The sequence below is a fragment of the Actinomadura sp. NTSP31 genome (genome assembly GCF_041951385.1).
Lineage (GTDB): Bacteria > Actinomycetota > Actinomycetes > Streptosporangiales > Streptosporangiaceae > Spirillospora > Spirillospora napierensis.
This window is the reverse complement of the sequence record NZ_JBGNUT010000018.1, coordinates 1-15,666: the sequence shown is the minus strand read 5'-3', so window position 1 is coordinate 15,666 and position 15,666 is coordinate 1. Positions and strand designations below refer to the sequence as shown.

At 73.4% G+C, this 15,666-nt stretch carries 18 protein-coding genes; 8 read left to right on the top strand and 10 right to left on the bottom strand.

Features of this window, described 5'->3' with window-relative positions:
* The first annotated feature begins 64 nt into the window (after positions 1 to 64).
* Complete coding sequence (locus tag ACA514_RS28095) at positions 65 to 613, top strand: dihydrofolate reductase family protein (RefSeq protein ID WP_375044241.1); 549 nt, start codon at positions 65 to 67, stop codon at positions 611 to 613.
* A gap of 57 nt (positions 614 to 670) precedes the next feature.
* Here the strand turns inward: ACA514_RS28095 and ACA514_RS28090 are convergent, their stop codons facing one another.
* Positions 671 to 1,861, bottom strand: a complete 1,191-nt coding sequence (locus ACA514_RS28090) for a beta-1,3-glucanase family protein (protein WP_375044240.1) — start codon at positions 1,859 to 1,861, stop codon at positions 671 to 673.
* Positions 1,862 to 2,095: 234 nt separating this feature from the next.
* Between ACA514_RS28090 and ACA514_RS28085 the strand changes: the two genes are divergently transcribed.
* Positions 2,096 to 2,275, top strand: a complete 180-nt coding sequence (locus tag ACA514_RS28085; protein ID WP_375044239.1) for a hypothetical protein — start codon at positions 2,096 to 2,098, stop codon at positions 2,273 to 2,275.
* Here ACA514_RS28085 and ACA514_RS28080 read toward each other — a convergent pair.
* Positions 2,258 to 3,112: an alpha/beta hydrolase fold domain-containing protein gene (locus tag ACA514_RS28080; protein WP_375044238.1), complete on the bottom strand. Its 855-nt coding sequence runs from the start codon at positions 3,110 to 3,112 to the stop codon at positions 2,258 to 2,260. The two genes, ACA514_RS28085 and ACA514_RS28080, sit on opposite strands and share 18 nt — an antisense overlap.
* Positions 3,109 to 3,666, bottom strand: coding sequence for a quercetin 2,3-dioxygenase (locus tag ACA514_RS28075; RefSeq protein ID WP_375044237.1), 558 nt, complete (start codon positions 3,664 to 3,666; stop codon positions 3,109 to 3,111). The genes ACA514_RS28080 and ACA514_RS28075 overlap by 4 nt, the downstream gene beginning before the upstream one ends.
* A gap of 82 nt (positions 3,667 to 3,748) precedes the next feature.
* Between ACA514_RS28075 and ACA514_RS28070 the strand changes: the two genes are divergently transcribed.
* Positions 3,749 to 4,189, top strand: coding sequence for a MarR family winged helix-turn-helix transcriptional regulator (locus ACA514_RS28070; RefSeq protein ID WP_375044236.1), 441 nt, complete (start codon positions 3,749 to 3,751; stop codon positions 4,187 to 4,189).
* A gap of 58 nt (positions 4,190 to 4,247) precedes the next feature.
* Here ACA514_RS28070 and ACA514_RS28065 read toward each other — a convergent pair whose 3' ends face one another.
* Complete coding sequence (locus ACA514_RS28065) at positions 4,248 to 4,835, bottom strand: TetR family transcriptional regulator (protein ID WP_375044235.1); 588 nt, start codon at positions 4,833 to 4,835, stop codon at positions 4,248 to 4,250.
* A 66-nt stretch (positions 4,836 to 4,901) separates the two neighbouring features.
* Between ACA514_RS28065 and ACA514_RS28060 the strand changes: the two genes are divergently transcribed.
* Positions 4,902 to 5,858, top strand: a complete 957-nt coding sequence (locus tag ACA514_RS28060; RefSeq protein WP_375044234.1) for an aldo/keto reductase — start codon at positions 4,902 to 4,904, stop codon at positions 5,856 to 5,858.
* Between the two features lie 52 nt (positions 5,859 to 5,910).
* Positions 5,911 to 6,924 (top strand): NADPH:quinone reductase, encoded by a 1,014-nt coding sequence (locus ACA514_RS28055; RefSeq protein ID WP_375044233.1) that lies wholly within the window; start codon positions 5,911 to 5,913, stop codon positions 6,922 to 6,924.
* 33 nt (positions 6,925 to 6,957) lie between these two features.
* Here the strand turns inward: ACA514_RS28055 and ACA514_RS28050 are convergent, their stop codons facing one another.
* The 4 genes from ACA514_RS28050 to ACA514_RS28035 all read right to left on the bottom strand — a co-directional run bounded on the left by ACA514_RS28050 (position 6,958) and on the right by ACA514_RS28035 (position 10,563).
* Positions 6,958 to 8,007 carry a Gfo/Idh/MocA family protein gene (locus tag ACA514_RS28050; RefSeq protein WP_375044232.1) on the bottom strand — a complete coding sequence of 350 codons (1,050 nt, stop codon included), beginning with the start codon at positions 8,005 to 8,007 and terminating at the stop codon, positions 6,958 to 6,960.
* Positions 8,008 to 8,083: 76 nt separating this feature from the next.
* Entirely contained in the window at positions 8,084 to 8,734 is a 651-nt protein-coding gene (locus tag ACA514_RS28045; RefSeq protein WP_375044231.1) for an NAD(P)H-dependent oxidoreductase, read from the bottom strand.
* On the bottom strand, positions 8,731 to 9,792 hold the full coding sequence (locus tag ACA514_RS28040) for an LLM class flavin-dependent oxidoreductase (RefSeq protein WP_375044230.1): 1,062 nt from the start codon (positions 9,790 to 9,792) through the stop codon (positions 8,731 to 8,733). Before ACA514_RS28040 ends, ACA514_RS28045 begins: the two co-directional genes overlap by 4 nt.
* 123 nt (positions 9,793 to 9,915) lie before the next feature.
* Positions 9,916 to 10,563, bottom strand: a complete 648-nt coding sequence (locus ACA514_RS28035) for an FMN-dependent NADH-azoreductase (RefSeq protein ID WP_375044229.1) — start codon at positions 10,561 to 10,563, stop codon at positions 9,916 to 9,918.
* A 120-nt stretch (positions 10,564 to 10,683) separates the two neighbouring features.
* Between ACA514_RS28035 and ACA514_RS28030 the strand changes: the two genes are divergently transcribed.
* The 3 genes from ACA514_RS28030 to ACA514_RS28020 are packed head-to-tail and all read left to right on the top strand — an operon-like array spanning position 10,684 to position 14,083.
* Positions 10,684 to 11,700 carry a LacI family DNA-binding transcriptional regulator gene (locus tag ACA514_RS28030; protein ID WP_375044228.1) on the top strand — a complete coding sequence of 339 codons (1,017 nt, stop codon included), beginning with the start codon at positions 10,684 to 10,686 and terminating at the stop codon, positions 11,698 to 11,700.
* Between the two features lie 32 nt (positions 11,701 to 11,732).
* Positions 11,733 to 13,046, top strand: coding sequence for a phosphopyruvate hydratase (eno, locus tag ACA514_RS28025; RefSeq protein WP_375044227.1), 1,314 nt, complete (start codon positions 11,733 to 11,735; stop codon positions 13,044 to 13,046).
* A complete protein-coding gene (locus ACA514_RS28020) occupies positions 13,043 to 14,083 on the top strand; it encodes a phosphotransferase family protein (protein ID WP_375044226.1) in 1,041 nt (346 codons plus the stop codon). The genes eno and ACA514_RS28020 overlap by 4 nt, the downstream gene beginning before the upstream one ends.
* A gap of 70 nt (positions 14,084 to 14,153) precedes the next feature.
* Here ACA514_RS28020 and ACA514_RS28015 read toward each other — a convergent pair whose 3' ends face one another.
* A complete protein-coding gene (locus ACA514_RS28015) occupies positions 14,154 to 15,173 on the bottom strand; it encodes a hypothetical protein (protein WP_375044225.1) in 1,020 nt (339 codons plus the stop codon).
* On the bottom strand, positions 15,173 to 15,666 hold a 494-nt coding region (locus ACA514_RS28010; RefSeq protein WP_375044224.1), incomplete at its 5' end, for an RNA polymerase sigma factor. The genes ACA514_RS28015 and ACA514_RS28010, both read right to left, overlap by 1 nt.

Genomic DNA, 15,666 nt, shown 5'->3' with positions numbered 1-15,666 from the left:
ATTCTCCGGATTGCGAGTCTAATCACGCCGGCCCCGGCGCCACGGACTCGAATCGGAGGAAACCATGCGCAAGCTCATCGCCTCGACGTACGCCACCCTCGACGGCTTCATCGACAACCCGCACGAATGGTCGCTTCAGTACAACGAGGAGAAGGCCCAGACCCACGCCTTCACCATGACCACGGCCGCCGACGCGCTCCTGCTCGGGCGCGTCACCTACGAGGGCATGGCACAGGCCTGGCCGAACATGGGCGGCAACCCGTACGCGGACCACGTCAACTCCATGGCCAAGTACGTCGTCGCCTCCCAGCCGGTGGACACCTCCGCCTGGAACCCGACCACGGTCATCGACGGGGCCGATCTCGCCGGGGCGGTGACCGACCTCAAGAAGCAGGACGGCGGCGACATCCTCATCTGGGGCAACGGCCGCCTGACCGACGGCCTGGCCGCCGCCGGGCTCCTCGACGAGTACAAGATCTGGATCTACCCGGTCATCAAGGGCTCCGGCGAGCCGCTGTTCCGCCCGGAGAGCGCCGGAACCGTCGAGCTGGCCGGCTCCGTCACCTTCCCGAGCGGGGTCGTCGTCCTCACCTACCGCCCGGTCAACGGCTGAGCGGACCGGCGCCGGCCGGGCGCGCCCCGCAAGGAGCGCGCCCGGCCGGGACGGGTCCTAGCCGACGGTGACGGTGAGGTGTCGCGGGTTGGCGTCGCTGGCCGCGCCGGAGACGTCCGGCTGCCCGTCGGGGCAGACGTCGTCGTACGGGAAGGCGTAGCCGATCGGGGTGTGGGCGTGCAGGATCCGCGCCCAGTGGTTGGTGGTCGGATCCTGGTAGTAGTCCGATTCCCGGGTGCCGTTCGGCTGGTCGGCGCTGCTCAGGATCGTGCTGCGGTCGAACGCGGCGGCGATGCGCGCGAGCAGGCCCTTCTTGATGTCGGTGTCACCGGGGTTGTTGGCGAACGGCCCGTCGTTGCAGGTGAAGATGTCCTTGGAGGCGGGCCGGGCGAACGTGCTCCCGTCGTTGAAGGTCAGGACGCCGTTGGTGACGCGCCCGGTGTAGACGCCGCGTCCGCCCTGGACGTCCACGCGGAGGTCGGTTCCGGCGTACTTGTTCCACACCTGGCCGACGTAGCCGTCCCAGTACGAGGAGAAGGCGCCGGGGTTGCTCGCCATGTGGTCCTGCGGTGCGACGACCCGCAGGACGCCGCCGTTGTTGCGGATGACGAGCTGGTCCCACGGCTGCCCGTCCGTGTTCTTCTGGGCGACGAGGGCGTCCGCGACCGCTTCGACGGCTCCGGCGGGCGCGGGCGGGACCGTGTGCGCGGCGTCGCCGGCGAGGTCGAGCCCGATCGGGAGCGCGGTGAGCAGGTCGACGTAGGAGATGTTCGCGAACAGCTGCGCCGGATTGAAGGTGAATTCGCAGAACGACCAGGTCTTCAGGTAGTTGGAGTCGGACGGATTGGCGAACGCCGGTTCGACGAGCGCCGGCCCGGGATTGACGAAGAAGTCGAGCCGGTCGTTCTTCACGAAGTAGATGCGGGCGGCGTACATCTGCCCGAGGGCGAGGTTCGCCTCGCCGCCGGCGCCGACCGGGATCGCGCAGTCCACGGGCAGCGGGGTCTGCGGCGCCGAGGGCGACGGGGGATAGTACGGCGTGCTGTCGGCGCGGAGCAGCATCAGCCGGTCGGTGCCCTGCTCGCGGCCGGTGATGTAGGCGTTCACGGGAGCGGAGCCGTGGTTGGCGAGCGTGAGCCCGCACGTCGACGGTGCCGCGGACGCCGGCGTGCCGAGCAGGCCGCGTCCGAACGGGACGGCGAGCGCGGCCGTTCCGGCCGCGGCGAGGAACGATCTGCGGGTGACCAACGGAAACCCTCCTGCGGGGGTCGGTTCGGTTGCCGTTGCCGTGACACGCGCGCATCAGGAAGAGACGTCTACGGTCCTCAAGTTCCCGGATCGCACCCTTACTGTCAAGACTCCTTCCAGTACGGCGATCGACGTGCTCCAGAACTTTCCGGCCCTGCAGTCGACCCTGCGGGTCGTGCGGCCGGCGACCCGCGATGCGCCGGCTACACCGCACCGGGCGGCTCGGACTTCTGCATGCCGAAGGTGTCCGGGATTCCCGCCGGCGGCGACTCCGGCGGCCCGGTGATGAGCATCGGCCCGCGCGGCACGGAGACGCTTCTCGGCGTCTTCGACGGCTCCGACCGGGAGAGGTTCGCCCAGGCCGGGGAGGTCGCGCAAGAACTCGCCTGGATCCGTTCAGTGACCCGGCGATAGGGGGCGGACGGCGTCCAGCGCGAACCGCAGCGAGGCGTCGAAGATCGACTCGACGTCGCCGTCGGGGACGCCGTGCCAGCCGTGGTCGGCGGACGGGACGAGGCGCAGGTCGGCCGAGGCGCCCGCGTCGCGCAGCCGGGCCGCGAGGGCCCGCGAGTGCGCGCAGGGGACCAGGGTGTCGTCCTCGCCGTGGACGAGCAGGAACGGCGGCGCCCCCGGGTGGGCGTGCGCGACCGGGCTGGCTGCGCGGGCCTTCGCGGGGTCGGCCGCGGGGTCGGCGCCGAGCAGGAGCGATTCCGGCGGTCCGGGCGACAGGGAAAGGTCGGCGGGCCCGTACCAGACGACGGCCGCGGCGAGGCGGGGCCGGTCGGAGGTGAGGGCGAGGAGGGAGGCCAGGTGGCCGCCCGCCGACTCGCCCCACACCACGACGCGGCCGGGGTCGACGCCGAGGTCGGCGGAGCGGAGGGCGAGCCAGCGCAGGGCGGCGCGGACGTCGTCGAGCTGGGCGGGGAACGGCGCCTCGCCGCTGAGCCGGTAGTCGGCGCAGGCCACCGCGAACCCGGCGGCGGCGAGCCGCGCGAACGGGCCGGGCGACCACGCGCGGGTGCGCAGGCCCATGTCGTCGCGGCGCCCGCGCCGCCAGGCGCCGCCGTGCAGGAAGAGCACGAGCGGCGCGCCGGCGGTGTCGGGGAGCCACAGGTCCAGTTCCAGCGGGCGGGCCCCGTCGAGTTCGGCGTACGGGATGCCGCGCATGACGCGCACGCCCGGCGGGGAGGGGGCCGGGAGGGGCGCGACGTCCGGGTGCGGGGCGGCGATGAGGTCCCGGAGGCCGCTCATCGCGTCCGCCACCGGTGGTCGGGCAGGAACGTGACGTCGAACCGCTGCGGCACGATGCCGAACTTCTCCGGCGCCGGGACGTACGGCCGGGGCGGAAGCCCGACCTGGTCGGTGGGCGTGCCGAGGTTCTCGAAGAACCGCTCGAAGGTGCCGCCCGGTCCGGCGGCGACGCCGACGATCCGGCTGTGGTGGCGTTCGATCCGGTAGGCGTGCGCGCAGCCCCTGGGCACGAAGCCGAAGTCGCCGGAGGTCAGCAGCCTCTCCTGCTGGCGGCCTTGGGCGTCCTCGACGAACACCCGGACGGCCCCCTCGGTGACGTAGAAGACCTCGTGGGTGTCGTCGTGGCGGTGCGCCGGGATCAGGTCGCCCTTGGGCCCCTCGACGGTGAAGAAGTTGAAGGCGTTCCCGGTCTGCTCGCCGCCCGCGTACACGGTGACCAGGTCACCGAAGAGGTGCGCGCGGTCGCCCAGGCCCTTCTCGATGAAGTAGGGCGTGCCCGGTTCGGCCGGGATCCGGGAGGTGCGGCGGTACGGCGTGGAGTACTCGATGGTCATGGAAGTCCTCGGAAGAGCATCACGATTGTCAGGTTACCTGACATTACCCGGAGTCTCGGGCGGCGCCGATAGGCTCCGGCCGATGACGTCCACCGGCCATGACCTGCCGCGGCTCCTCGGGAACGCCCGCCGCTGGTTCGACGAAGGGCTGACCGCGGCCATGCGGGAGACCGGGGAGCAGCCCGTGTCCCCGACGCAGTTCGGCCTGTTCGCCGTGCTCGACGACGACGGCACGACGGTCTCGGAACTGGCCCGCCGGATGGGGGTGACCCGGCAGACCGTCCACCAGGCGGTGCACGGCCTGGTCGGCGCGGGACTCCTGGAGCAGACCCCGGACCCCGGCTCGGCGCGGCAGCGGCTGATCCGCCGCACCGCCGAGGGCGAGCGCGTCCATCGCCGCGCGCTGGACGTCCTGGAACGCCTCGAACGGACGCTCGCCGAACGGATCGGCGCGGAGACGGTCGAGGCACTGCGCTCGGCCCTCGAAGCCCCGTGGGGCCCGCCCCCGAACGACCTCCCCTGAGCCGGCGCGGCCCGGCGGCCGCGAGGCCCTGACCGGGAAGGGTTTCGTCCGGCCGTCGTCACCGTGCCCGGATGCCGTCGAGGATGAGCGAGATGACGCCCTCGGCCTCCGCTGCGGCCGCGGGGGAACTCCACTCGGCCGCGTGCATCGGATCGTGGAAACGGCTGGTCGCGTCGAAGACGGCTCGCGCGATCACGTCCGGCTCGCCGGCCGCGAAGTCGCCACCGGCGATGCCGTCGGCGACGATGGCGCGAATCTGGGCGAGCAGGAACGCCACATGGGCGGACGACACGCTGCTGTGCTCGGCCGCCAGCACCCGGAAGGTCGCGAACAGCTCCGGGTCCTCCCGCGCCTTCGCCCACTTCGCGGCGAACATCGTGGTGAGCAGGCCGCGCAACCGGTCGGGCGGGGCGAGCCCGGAGTCCTGGGCCGCCGCGGCGAAGTCGTCCCGCACCCGGTCGAGCCAGCGCCGTATCACGGCCTCGCGCAGCGCCGCCTTGGACGGGAAATGCCGGTACACGCTGCCGTGGCTCACTCCGAGCAGCCGCGCGACATCGAGCACCGTGGTCTTCTCCGGACCGTGCCGGCGCAGCACCTCTTCGGTGGCCGACACGATCATCTCCGCGTCGAGCGGCTCCCCGCGCATCGCCCCAGTATGTCAGGTCACCGACTGGATATCGACTGACAAATATTGAAATCTGTCATCCAGCGCTTGTACGGTGGGGCCGTCGACGCGCCCGGACGAGGACGCGTCACCGACCGAGGAGGCACCCCCATCAGCACCTCAACCGCCGCGTTCGCCGGCCGCACCGTGGCCCGGATCGGCTACGGCGCGGCCCAGCTCCCCCGCCTGGACGACCGCCGCGGCGACGCCGTCGCGCTGCTGCGCCGCGCGGTCGAACTGGGCGCCGACCATGTGGACACCGCCGAGTTCTACGGCTTCGGCTTCGCGAACGCCGTGATCCGCGAAGCGCTGCGTCCCGAGGACGGCGTCCTGGTCGTCACCAAGGTCGGCGCCGACCCCGACCCGGGCGGGCGGCTGCCGCTGCGTCCCGCGCAACGGCCCGAGCAGCTGCGCGCCAGCGTCGAGGACAACCTGCGCAGCCTCGGCGTCGACCAGCTGCCGGTGGTCAACCTCCGCCGCCTCGACTCCGGCCCCGGCCTGCGTCCCGAGGGCGACCAGGCGGTCGACCTCGACGACCAGCTCGCGGTGATGACCGCCCTGCGCGACGAGGGCAAGATCGGCGCGATCGGGCTGAGCAGCGTCACCCTCGACGGCCTGCGCCGCGCCCTGCCGGCCGGCATCGCCTGCGTGCAGAACGCCTACAGCCTCGTCTCCCGCGACGACGAGGACATGCTGCGGCTGTGCGCGGCCGAGGACATCGCCTGGGTGCCGTTCTTCCCGCTCGGCGGCGCCTTCCCCGGCCTGCCCAAGGTCACCGAGGAGCCGGCCGTCCACGCCGCGGCGGCGTCGCTGGGCGTCACGCCGTCCCAGGTCGGCCTCGCCTGGCTGCTACACCACGCCCCGAACGCGCTGCTCATCCCCGGCACCGCCGACGCCGCCCACCTGGAGGCGAACATGGCGGTCGGCGAGATCGCCTTCGACGCCGCGACGCGGGCCGCCCTCGACGCCGTCGAGTCCCGCTCCAGCGCGGTCCCGATCGGCTAGCCGGGATGCACGCACGCCTCCGCCATCACATCAGCACCGACAGGAACGGATCATGAAGGCCATCATCTACCGCGCCAACGGCGGCCCCGACGTGCTCGAGCTCGCCGACCGCGACCTGCCCGCGCCCGGCCCCGGCGAGGTCCGCGTCCGGGTCGCGGTGTCCGGCGTCAACCCGGCCGACGGGCAGGCCCGCTCCGGCGCCGCCATGGCGTTCCCCGAGGTCACCCCGCACCTGGACGGCGCCGGCGTGATCGACGCCGTCGGCGAGGGGGTCGACCGGGACCGGACCGGCCAGCGGGTCTGGCTGTTCATGGCCGCCGCCGGGCGGCCCACCGGCACCGCCGCCGAGTTCACCGTCGTGCCCGCCGAGCGGGCCGTGCCGCTGCCCGACGACGTCGGTTTCGAGGCCGGCGCCTCGCTCGGCGTCCCCGCCCTCACCGCGCACCGCGCGCTCACCCTCGCCGAGGACGGGCCGCGCCGCCTTCGGCCCGGCGCGCTCGACGGCAGGGTGGTGCTCGCGGCGGGCGGAGCCGGGGCGGTCGGGCACGCGGTCGTCCAGCTCGCCCGGTGGGCTGGCGCCACCGTGATCGGCACGGTCAGCGGCCCGGAGAAGGCCCGGCTGGCCACCGCCGCCGGCGCCCACCACGTGATCAACTACCGCGAGGGCGACCCGGCCGCCGCCATCCGCGCGGTCGCCCCGGACGGTGTCGACATCGTCGCCGAGGTGGCGCTCGGCGCGAACCTCGCCCTGGACCTGTCCGTCCTGCGGCCGCGCGGCACGATCTCGACCTACGCCAACGACGGCGGCCGCCCGGTCGAACTGAACGTGCCGCAGAACATGGTGCTGAACACGCGCTTCCAGTTCCTGGTGCTCTATACGGCCGGCCCGGAGGCGCGCGCCGCGGCGGTCGAGGACGTCGCCGCCGCGGTCCGCGACGGCGCCCTGCCGGTCGGCGCGGAGCACGGCCTGCCGCTCGTCCGCTTCCCGCTCGACCGCACCGCCGACGCGCACCGGGCGGTGGAGAACGGCACGGTAGGCAAGGTCCTGGTGGACGTCCCGTTGTGAGCCTTTCGAGGTGCACGAGCACGGTGGGAGGTCCTAGCGGAATCGGTCGAGCCGCCTGTGCAGGGTGACGGCCTCCTCGAACGTCGGTGCGGTGGTGGTCCCGTTCGCCAGGTCTTCGGCCACCTGCCGGTAGAGGGCGGCCGGGTTCCGGGCCGCGACCGGCAGGTCGCTCGCGGCCGGGGCCAGCTCCCGGGTACCGCCGGCGGTGACCAGCGTTCCCCGGAACGGCGCCATCTGCGGCTGGCGCAGCGCCGGCGTGCCGGGGTCCGCCGTCCGCAGTTCGAGGCGTCCGTCCAGGCCCTGCAGGACGATCACCGTCGATCCCGCCGGATCACCGTCCCAAGCGGTGAGGGCGCCGATGCCCGACCGTCCGACGCGCAGCGTCGCGGAGAGGGTGTCCGGTGCGGTGACGGCCGCCGGCTCGTCGCTTCCGGTGACCGGGTAGGCGGTGCGGACCGGCGACGACGTCCCGTCGATCACCTCCAGGCCGGGGACGAGGTGATCGAGCAGGTCGAGCAGGTGCCCGCCGTGGACTTCGAGCGTCCCGGCGGCGTTGGCCGCGTCGAGGGTGTAGGCCAGTTCCGCCGGGAAGACGGTGCCCGGCGTCCGGGACGAGCGGACCGACAGCGCCTGCAGCTCGCCCAGCGCACCGGACGCGACGAGGCTCCGGGCCTCGGCGATCACCGGGTCGTACCGGCCCTGCAGCACGGTGAATCCGCGCACCCGCGCGAACCGGGCGGCTTCGGTGATCTCCTCCGCCTCGGCCGTCGACGCGCCGAGCGGCCATTCCGACAGGACCGGCTTGCCGGCCGGCAGCGCGGCCATGATCAGCTCCCGGTGCCGCGGGACCCGGACCGAGACCACGACCAGGTCGACCGTCGCGCCCGCCGCCAGCGCGGCGGGGTCGGTGAACCACTCGGCGCCGCCGAGGAGGTCGGCGGCCCGCCGGGCCGACTCCTCCCGGGTGGTCGCCACCGCGGCGACCCGGAGCCCCGGGGTCGCCGCGATCGCCGGGACGTGCGCGCCGAACGCCCAGCCGCTGTCGGGGCTGGCACCGATGATGCCGACGCCGAACTCGCCCATGCAGTCCTCCAAGGGGAAATCGAGAAAGAGAGGCGGCCGGCGCCTGGGAGCAGGCGCCGGCGCACCGTGGCGGGTGTCAGCTCACGGCCTTGCGGAAGGCCTCTTCCGCGCCGGCCGGATCGGCGCCGGGGCAGCCCGTCGCGCGGGCTCGGAGGAGGTCCGCGACGTCGGTGAGCCCGACCTCGATGCGTCCGTGGACGCGGGGGTTGAGCAGGGTCGTGCCGTCGAAGTCCCCGGCGGACGCGAAGAACGCGACCGGGACCGTCAGCGCCTGGAAGAAGGCGAACAGCGGCCGCATGGCGTGCTCCAGGACGAGCGCGTGGTGGTCGCCTCCGCCCGTCGCGGCGAGCAGGACGGGCTTGTTCGCGAGCGCGTACTGCTCGACGAGGTCGAAGAAGTGCTTGAACATGCCGGGGTACGAGCCGCGGAACACGGGCGCGGCGGCGATGAGCAGGTCCGCGTTCTCGGCGAGCCGGAGCGCGTCCTCGACCTCCGGTGTGACGTCCTCGCGCTCGATCGCTCCGGTGAACCCCCCGCCCAGGCGGTAGACGTCGACCCGGGACACCTCGATGGGGAGCATGTCCTTCAGGGTGTCGAGGACGACGTCGACCAGCCCCATGGTCTTGGACGGTCGGCTGGGGCTGCCGTTGACGACGACGACCCGCAGGCGCGGGGCGGGAGTCCGCGTGTCCGGGTCAGTGCCGCGGTTCTGCGCGACGATGGTCATGCCACGCTCCTCTGGCGCAGCGCGACCTCGCGGCGCACGACCGGCGCGACCTCGGTGGCGAGCAGTTCGATCGCTTCGAGGTGCTCCTTCTGCGGCACCCCGCCGAAGCCCATCTGGAGGACGGCGCGGTCGAGGCCGTACAGCTCGTGGTAGCCGAGCAGCTTGTCGATGATCTCCTGCGGGCTGCCGACGAGCAGCCCGGCCCGCGGCGAGGACTGCGCGTCGAACGCGGCCCGGGGCATCCGGAAGCCGCGGCCGCGCTGGTGGTTGTTGTCCATCATCCCCTTGGCGAAGTAGGGGTACATGACGTCCCGCGCGCCCTGGCTGGTGCGTCCGACGAACCCGTGCGCGTTGATGCTGACCGGCAGCGCGGCCGGGTCGTGCCCGGCCTCCGCCGCGGCCGCCCGGTACAGCTCGACGGTCTCCTCGTGGAAGGTCATCGGCCCGAGGAGCAGCGCCAGCGCCATGGGCAGGCCGAGGCGGCCGGTGCTGACGGCCGACGCGGGCGATCCGCCGACCCCGACCCAGACCGGGATCGTGCCGCCGTCGGCGCGGGGCGCGATGTCGGCGTCGACCAGCGGGGCGCGGAAGCGGCCCTGCCAGGTCAGCGGGTTCTGGTCGCGGATCTTCAGCAGCAGGTCGAGCTTCTCGCGGAACAGCTCGGCGTAGTCCTTCAGGTCGTACCCGAACAGCGGGAAGGACTCGGTGTAGGAGCCGCGGCCGGCGATGATCTCGGCGCGTCCGGCCGACAGCAGGTCGATCGTGGCGAACTGCTCCCAGACGCGCACGGGGTCCTCCGAGCCGAGGACGGTGACCGAGCTCGTCAGCCTGATGTTCTCGGTCCTCTCCGCGGCGGCGGCCAGCAGGATGGCCGGCGCCGATCCGACGAAGTCGGTGCGGTGGTGCTCGCCGACGCCGAAGACGTCCAGGCCGGCCTGGTCGGCGACCCGCGCCTGTTCGATCGTCTCCCGGACGCGCCGCCGCGGGGACGGGAGGGCCCCGGTGGCCGGGTCCTCGGTGCGCTCTCCGAATGTCATGATGCCGATCTCGAATGGCATGCTGTTCCCCTTTCTTCCGGTCCGCGGCTTCGCGCGTCCCCGTCGCCGTTCTCTAACCTGTCTGCGCAGGCAGCTATTCCGGTACGGTCGGCTCCGGCGGCGGGGACGCTTCCCCGCGCCGGATCAGATCCCGGTCACCGCGGGCGGCCAGAGCTTGTCGATGGCGGCCTCGGCCTGGCGGCGGCTCTCCTCGGCCAGCGGGACGAGGGGCGACATCGCGGGCTTCTGCGAAGCGAGCGTGAGCTCGGCGGTGATGAACCGCGGCTCCAGTCCCGTCAGCGAGAGACCGTGCGGCAGCCAGGCGGTCGCGTGGTCCCAGCCCTCCTTCGGGGTGCCGACGCCGTAGCCGCCGCCCCGCGAGACGATCGCGACGAAGTCGCGGCCGCCGAGCAGGCCCTCCATGCTCTCCGGGTGGTAGGCAAGGCCGGGCGCGATGAGATGGTCGACCCAGGCCTTCACGGAGCTGGGAACGCCGTAGTTGTACAGCGGCAGCCCGAGCAGGATCGCGTCGGCTTCGGCCACCTCGCCGACGAGCTCCTCGGTCAGGGCCCAGGACGCGGCCTGCGCCTCGGTGTGCCGGTCGGGCGGCACGAGCCTGCTGATGCCGGCGACGGCGTCGAGATGGGGAACCGGGTCGGCGCCGAGGTCGCGGTACACGACGGCGCCTCCGGGGTGGGCCGCGCGCCAGACATCGGCGGCGCGCGCGGTGAGCCGCCGGCTGACCGAGCCGTCGCCCTGGACGCTCGAGTCGATGTGGAGTAGCCGTGCCATGGTCAGAGCCCCTTCCAGCTGCAATCTAGTTGTCTATGCAGATAACTATACGCGCGCTTCGCGATCGTCGTGACGACTGTGAGGCAGGCCACCCGGAACGACTGGTGCTATCGTTAGCACATGCAGGAGGGCAAGCGGGTCACCACGCGGGACATCGCCGAGCAGCTGGGCCTGTCGGTCTCGACCGTGGGCCGCGCGCTCGCCGGCGACCCGCGGATCAGCACCGGGACGCGGCACCGCGTCGAGCGGAAGGCGGCCGAGCTCGGGTACGTCGGCAACCAGGCGGCCCGGATGATGCGGGGCGCGTCCAGCAGGGTGATCGGGTTGATGGTCCCGGACGTCGGCAACACGTTCTACAGCACGGCGGCGCACGCGCTGGCGCAGTGCATGAGCCGGCAGGGCCACCAGGTGATGCTCTGCGAGACCGGCGACGATCGCGACAACGAGCTCGCCCAGGTGCGGGGAATGATCGCCGGGCAGGTCGCGGGCGTGATCGTGGTGCCGACGCCGAGCCCGCGCGGCGAGACGGTCCGGCTGCTGCGCCAGGTGCCCCACGTGCAGTTGCTGCGCACGCATCCGGACCTGGCCCGGCAGTCGTTCGGGATCGACGACCGCCAGGTGCTGCGCGACGCGACGCGCCACCTGCGCGACCTCGGGCACACGCGGATCGCCTACCTGGGCGGCCCCGCGGGGCTGTCGACCGGTGAGCGGCGCCTCGCGGGTTACCTCGACGTGGTCGGCGACCGCGACCACGGGCTGGTCGTCCACGTGCCGCCCGGTTCGGTCGAGGACACGCGCAGGGAGCTGGCGCGGCTGCTGGACGGTCCCGGTCCGCCGTCCGCCGTGGTCGCCGCGTCGGTCCGCATCACCGAAGGCGTGCTGGAGGAGCTCGCCGCGCGCCGCGTCGCGGTGCCAAGGGATCTGTCGGTGGTCGGCTTCGGCGACGAGCCGGGCTTCGGCTGGTGGGGCCCCGGGCTGACGACCATGGCGCTCCCCGTGCACGAGGTCGCCACGGCCTGTTCCCTGTGGCTGCTGCAGCGGCTGCGCGACGGCGACCGGCCGGCGCCCTTCATCTCGAGCACGGGCGGCTACCTGCGCGAGCGGGGAAGCACCGCACCGCCGGCCGCACGCCGCTGACCACCCACGCATACCGCTGAGGAGCATGCCCGATGACACGGATAGCCCGAGTGCACGCCCGCCAGATCTTCGACTCGCGCGGCCGTCCCACCGTCGAGGTCGACGTCCTGACCGGCGACGGTGTGCTGGGCCGCGCGGCGGTGCCTTCGGGGGCGTCGACGGGCAGCAGCGAGGCCTGGGAGATGCGCGACGGCACCGGCGAGTACGGCGGGCTCGGCGTGCGCACGGCGGCCGGCCACGTCAACGGCGAGATAGCGCGGGCGGTGACCGGCCACGACGTCCGCGAGCAGGCCGCGCTCGACAAGCTCCTCGTCGAGCTGGACGGGACCGAGCACCTGTCGCGGCTCGGCGCCAACGCGGTCCTCGGGGTCTCGCTCGCGGCGTGCCGGGCCGCCGCGGACAGCCTGCGCACCCCGCTGTACCGGTGGGTGGCCGAACTCGCGGGCACCGCGCCAGGCCTCCCGATGCCCATGGTCAACATCCTCAGCGGCGGCCTGCACGCCGGACGCGGCATGGACGTCCAGGACTTCCTGGCCGTCCCGGCCTCCGCCGCCTCGATGGCCGAGGCCATCGAGATGGCCAGCCGCGTCCGCTCGGCCGCCGCCGAGGCCCTCGCCGCGCGGGGCCTGCCGACCCTGCTGGCCGACGAGGGCGGGCTGAGCCCGGGCCTGGAGACGGGCCGGGCCGCGCTGGAGCTGATGGTCGAGGCGATCGAACGCGCCGGGCTCACCCCGGGACGGGACGTCGTGGTGGCGATCGACGTCGCCGCGCACTCGCTGTGGGACGCCGCCGAGGGTCGCTACCACCTGGCGCGCGAGGGCAGATACGCCGACCGGGCGGAGATGATCGAGATGATCGCCGGCTGGGCCGAGGACTTCCCGGTCGCCTCGGTCGAGGACGCCCTCGACGAGGAGGACTGGCAGGGCTGGACGCTGCTGACCCAGCGGCTCGGCGACCGGCTCAACCTCATCGGCGACGACCTGTTCACCACCAACCGCCGGCGGCTGGAGCAGGGCGTCCGGGTCGGCGCGGCCAACGGCGTCCTGGTCAAGGTCAACCAGAACGGCACCCTGAGCGGCACGCTCGACGTGATCGCCGCGGCGCGCGCCGCCGGGTACGTGCCCGTGGTGTCGGCGCGGTCGGGCGAGACCGAGGACTCCTTCATCAGCGACCTCGCGGCCGGCACCGGCGCCGGCCAGATCAAGATCGGGTCCGTCCGGACCTCGGACCGGATGGCCAAGTACAACCAGCTCGTCCGCATCGCCGAGGACCCCGCGCTCGGCTTCGCCGGGATGACCGGCTACCCCCGCCTCACCGCCGGGCCGACCGCCGGGCCGACCCCGTGAGCGGGACCGCGGGAGAGACCGCCGGCGCGGCCGTCCCGGAGGTCGCGCGGAGCTTCCTGCTGGAGCACGGGCTGGTCGCCGCCGGCCAGACGCCCGTCTGGACGCCGCTGACCGGCGGCGTCTCGTCCGAGCTGTGGCGCGTCGATCTCGCCGACCGGACCATCTGCGTCAAGGGCGCGCTGGAGAGGCTGAAGGTCGAAGGGGACTGGCGCGCCCCGGTCAGCCGGAACACCGTCGAGTGGGACTGGCTCACCTTCGCCGCCACCGTCGTGCCGGGCCGGGTGCCCGAACCGCTGGCCCACGACCAGGCCCGCGGCCTGTTCGCGATGAGCTACGTCCCGGCGCGGGACCATCCCGTCTGGAAGGCGCGCCTGCTGGACGGAGCCGTCCATCGGGACGAGGCCGCCGCGGTCGGCTCGCTGATCGGCCGGTTGCACGCCGCGAGCGCCGGCGACCCGGACCTCGCGCGCCGCTTCGCCACCGACGGCAACTTCGCGAGCCTGCGGATCGACCCCTACCTGGTGGCCACCGCCGCCCGGCACCCCGACCTGTCCGGCGAGTTCGAGCGGATCGTCCAGCGCACCACGACCACCCGCCTGGCCGTGGTGCACGGCGACGTCAGCCCCAAGAACATCCTCATCGGCCCGTCCGGCCCGGTCCTGCTCGACGCCGAGTGCGCCTGGTACGGGGACCCGGCGTTCGACCTGGCGTTCGTGGTCAACCACCTGGTGCTCAAGACACTCGTCGTACCCGGACGACGCGAAGCCCTCACCGCATCGGCCCGCGCCCTGGTCGACGCCTACGTGCGGCAGGTGACATGGGAGCCCGCCGGCTCGACCCTCGCCAGGGCCGCCGCGTTGCTGCCGGCACTGCTCCTCGCCCGCGTCGACGGCCTGTCCCCCGTCGAGTACCTCGACGCGGACCGGCAGGGCGCGGTGCGCGCGGTCGCCAGGACACTGCTGCTGGATGCTCGATCGTCCACACTGCCCGAAGTGATCGCGTCGGCGATCGACATGCTGGGTTCCGCCCCGAAATGACGCCTCCACGGGGACGGGCGAACGGGTGCGGGCCGCCCGGCGACCGGGCGGCCCGCACCGTCTCTCCGGTTCAGAACTTGCCGGCCTTGACGTCGGCGATCCTCACCCGGGAGTTGTGGTAATAGGTCGTCGCGGGCTTGGTGCCCTCGGCCTCGCTGAGCAGCGCGACGGGCTGGCCCGTGGCGGCCTTGATGATCAGCGTTTCCCTGCCGTCGGACCAGCTGTCCACCAGCGTGAGCGTGGGCTGTCCCGCCGTGGTGGTCTTGGTGACCCCGACCTTCGGCATCGTCGCCAGGATTCGGAGAACACCGGCCCGGACCTGCGGGTTCTCCGGCGACGCCAGCAGCGCGCCGATGGAGTTGCTCCAGATGTGGTTGTCGGCGATCTCCTTCTGCCGCGCAACGGTCGGCGGCTTCGGCGGCACGTACTTCTCGCCGCGCGCCTTGGCGACGGCCTTGAGCTTCTCGATCATCGCCCGGTTCGGCTCGGCGGGGTCCGTGCCCGGCGCGAGGTTGGCCTTCTCCATCCGCGCGCGCGCGGTCGCGATGTCGCCCTTCGCGGCGTAGAGGGCCACCGTTACACCGCGTTTGAACGTCTCGTCACCCGTGCTCTCCAGGACGGCCCGCCGCAGGGAACGCTTGTCGTTGCCCCAGTAGTAGGTGCCGTCGTCGGTGTACAGGCCGATGCCGTTGAAGCGCAGCCTGCTGCTGGTGGGCGACTGGTTGCGGATCTCCAGCGTCGCGTCGCCCGTCGCCTTGGCCTGGAGGGGCGTGATGTCCGCGGCCAGCTCGGCCAGGATCGGGTTCGCCGTCGCCGGCGGCGCCGCCTTCACGGGGGCCTTGCCGGGCGACGACCCGGACGTGACGACCAGCACCCCCGCCGCCGCGGCGGCGGCGACCAGGGCGGCGGCGCCGGCGCCCACCGTGCGGCGCCTGCTCCACCGGGCCCGCCGGCGGGGAGCGGGCTTCGCCTCCGGCGCCTCGTCCACGGCCATCGCCGTCCGCAGCGCGGCCCTGGCCTCCTCGAATGCGCCCGACCGCATCGGCTCGACTTCCTTCAGGTCCCTCAGCAGGTCCATCTCGTCCACCATCAGCGGGCCTCCGTAATCGCGTTGTGCTCGGTCAGGAGCGCGGCCATCCCCGGCGCGTTCCGCAGCGCCATGCGCGCCTCGTGCAGGTAGCGGCGCGCCGTTCCCGGCGGTACGCCGATCGCCCGCCCGGCGTCGGCGACGGTCAGGTCCTCCCAGGCGACCAGGGCCAAGATCTCCCGCTGCTGCGGCCGGAGCAGCGCCAGGGCCTCCAGCAGCACCGACTCGACGTCGACGCGGTCGTCCACGGCGGCCCACGGGTCCCACCCGGACGAGATGTCGGGCACGTCCGCCCGCGGCTCCTCGGCCGGGCGGGACCGCCAGTGCCGCCGGAGCATGTTGTGCGCCACGCCGAACAGCCACGGGCGCGCGTCGGGGAACGAGCGGTCGTAGCTCGCGCGGGACCCGAGCGCCGCCACCCACACCTCACCGAGCAGGTCCTCGGCCGCCTCCCGGCCGACCCGTCGCACGAGGTAGGCCCCGACCGCCGCCTCGT

Coding starts and splice junctions, on each gene's coding strand:
- ACA514_RS28095 (WP_375044241.1), top strand. CDS start 65: ATGCGCAAGCTCATCGCCTCGACGTACGCCACCCTCGACGGCTTCATC.
- ACA514_RS28085 (WP_375044239.1), top strand. CDS start 2,096: ATGCCGAAGGTGTCCGGGATTCCCGCCGGCGGCGACTCCGGCGGCCCG.
- ACA514_RS28080 (WP_375044238.1), bottom strand. CDS start 3,112: ATGAGCGGCCTCCGGGACCTCATCGCCGCCCCGCACCCGGACGTCGCG.
- ACA514_RS28075 (WP_375044237.1), bottom strand. CDS start 3,666: ATGACCATCGAGTACTCCACGCCGTACCGCCGCACCTCCCGGATCCCG.
- ACA514_RS28070 (WP_375044236.1), top strand. CDS start 3,749: ATGACGTCCACCGGCCATGACCTGCCGCGGCTCCTCGGGAACGCCCGC.
- ACA514_RS28065 (WP_375044235.1), bottom strand. CDS start 4,835: ATGCGCGGGGAGCCGCTCGACGCGGAGATGATCGTGTCGGCCACCGAA.
- ACA514_RS28055 (WP_375044233.1), top strand. CDS start 5,911: ATGAAGGCCATCATCTACCGCGCCAACGGCGGCCCCGACGTGCTCGAG.
- ACA514_RS28050 (WP_375044232.1), bottom strand. CDS start 8,007: ATGGGCGAGTTCGGCGTCGGCATCATCGGTGCCAGCCCCGACAGCGGC.
- ACA514_RS28045 (WP_375044231.1), bottom strand. CDS start 8,734: ATGACCATCGTCGCGCAGAACCGCGGCACTGACCCGGACACGCGGACT.
- ACA514_RS28040 (WP_375044230.1), bottom strand. CDS start 9,792: ATGCCATTCGAGATCGGCATCATGACATTCGGAGAGCGCACCGAGGAC.
- ACA514_RS28035 (WP_375044229.1), bottom strand. CDS start 10,563: ATGGCACGGCTACTCCACATCGACTCGAGCGTCCAGGGCGACGGCTCG.
- ACA514_RS28030 (WP_375044228.1), top strand. CDS start 10,684: ATGCAGGAGGGCAAGCGGGTCACCACGCGGGACATCGCCGAGCAGCTG.
- eno (WP_375044227.1), top strand. CDS start 11,733: ATGACACGGATAGCCCGAGTGCACGCCCGCCAGATCTTCGACTCGCGC.
- ACA514_RS28015 (WP_375044225.1), bottom strand. CDS start 15,173: ATGGTGGACGAGATGGACCTGCTGAGGGACCTGAAGGAAGTCGAGCCG.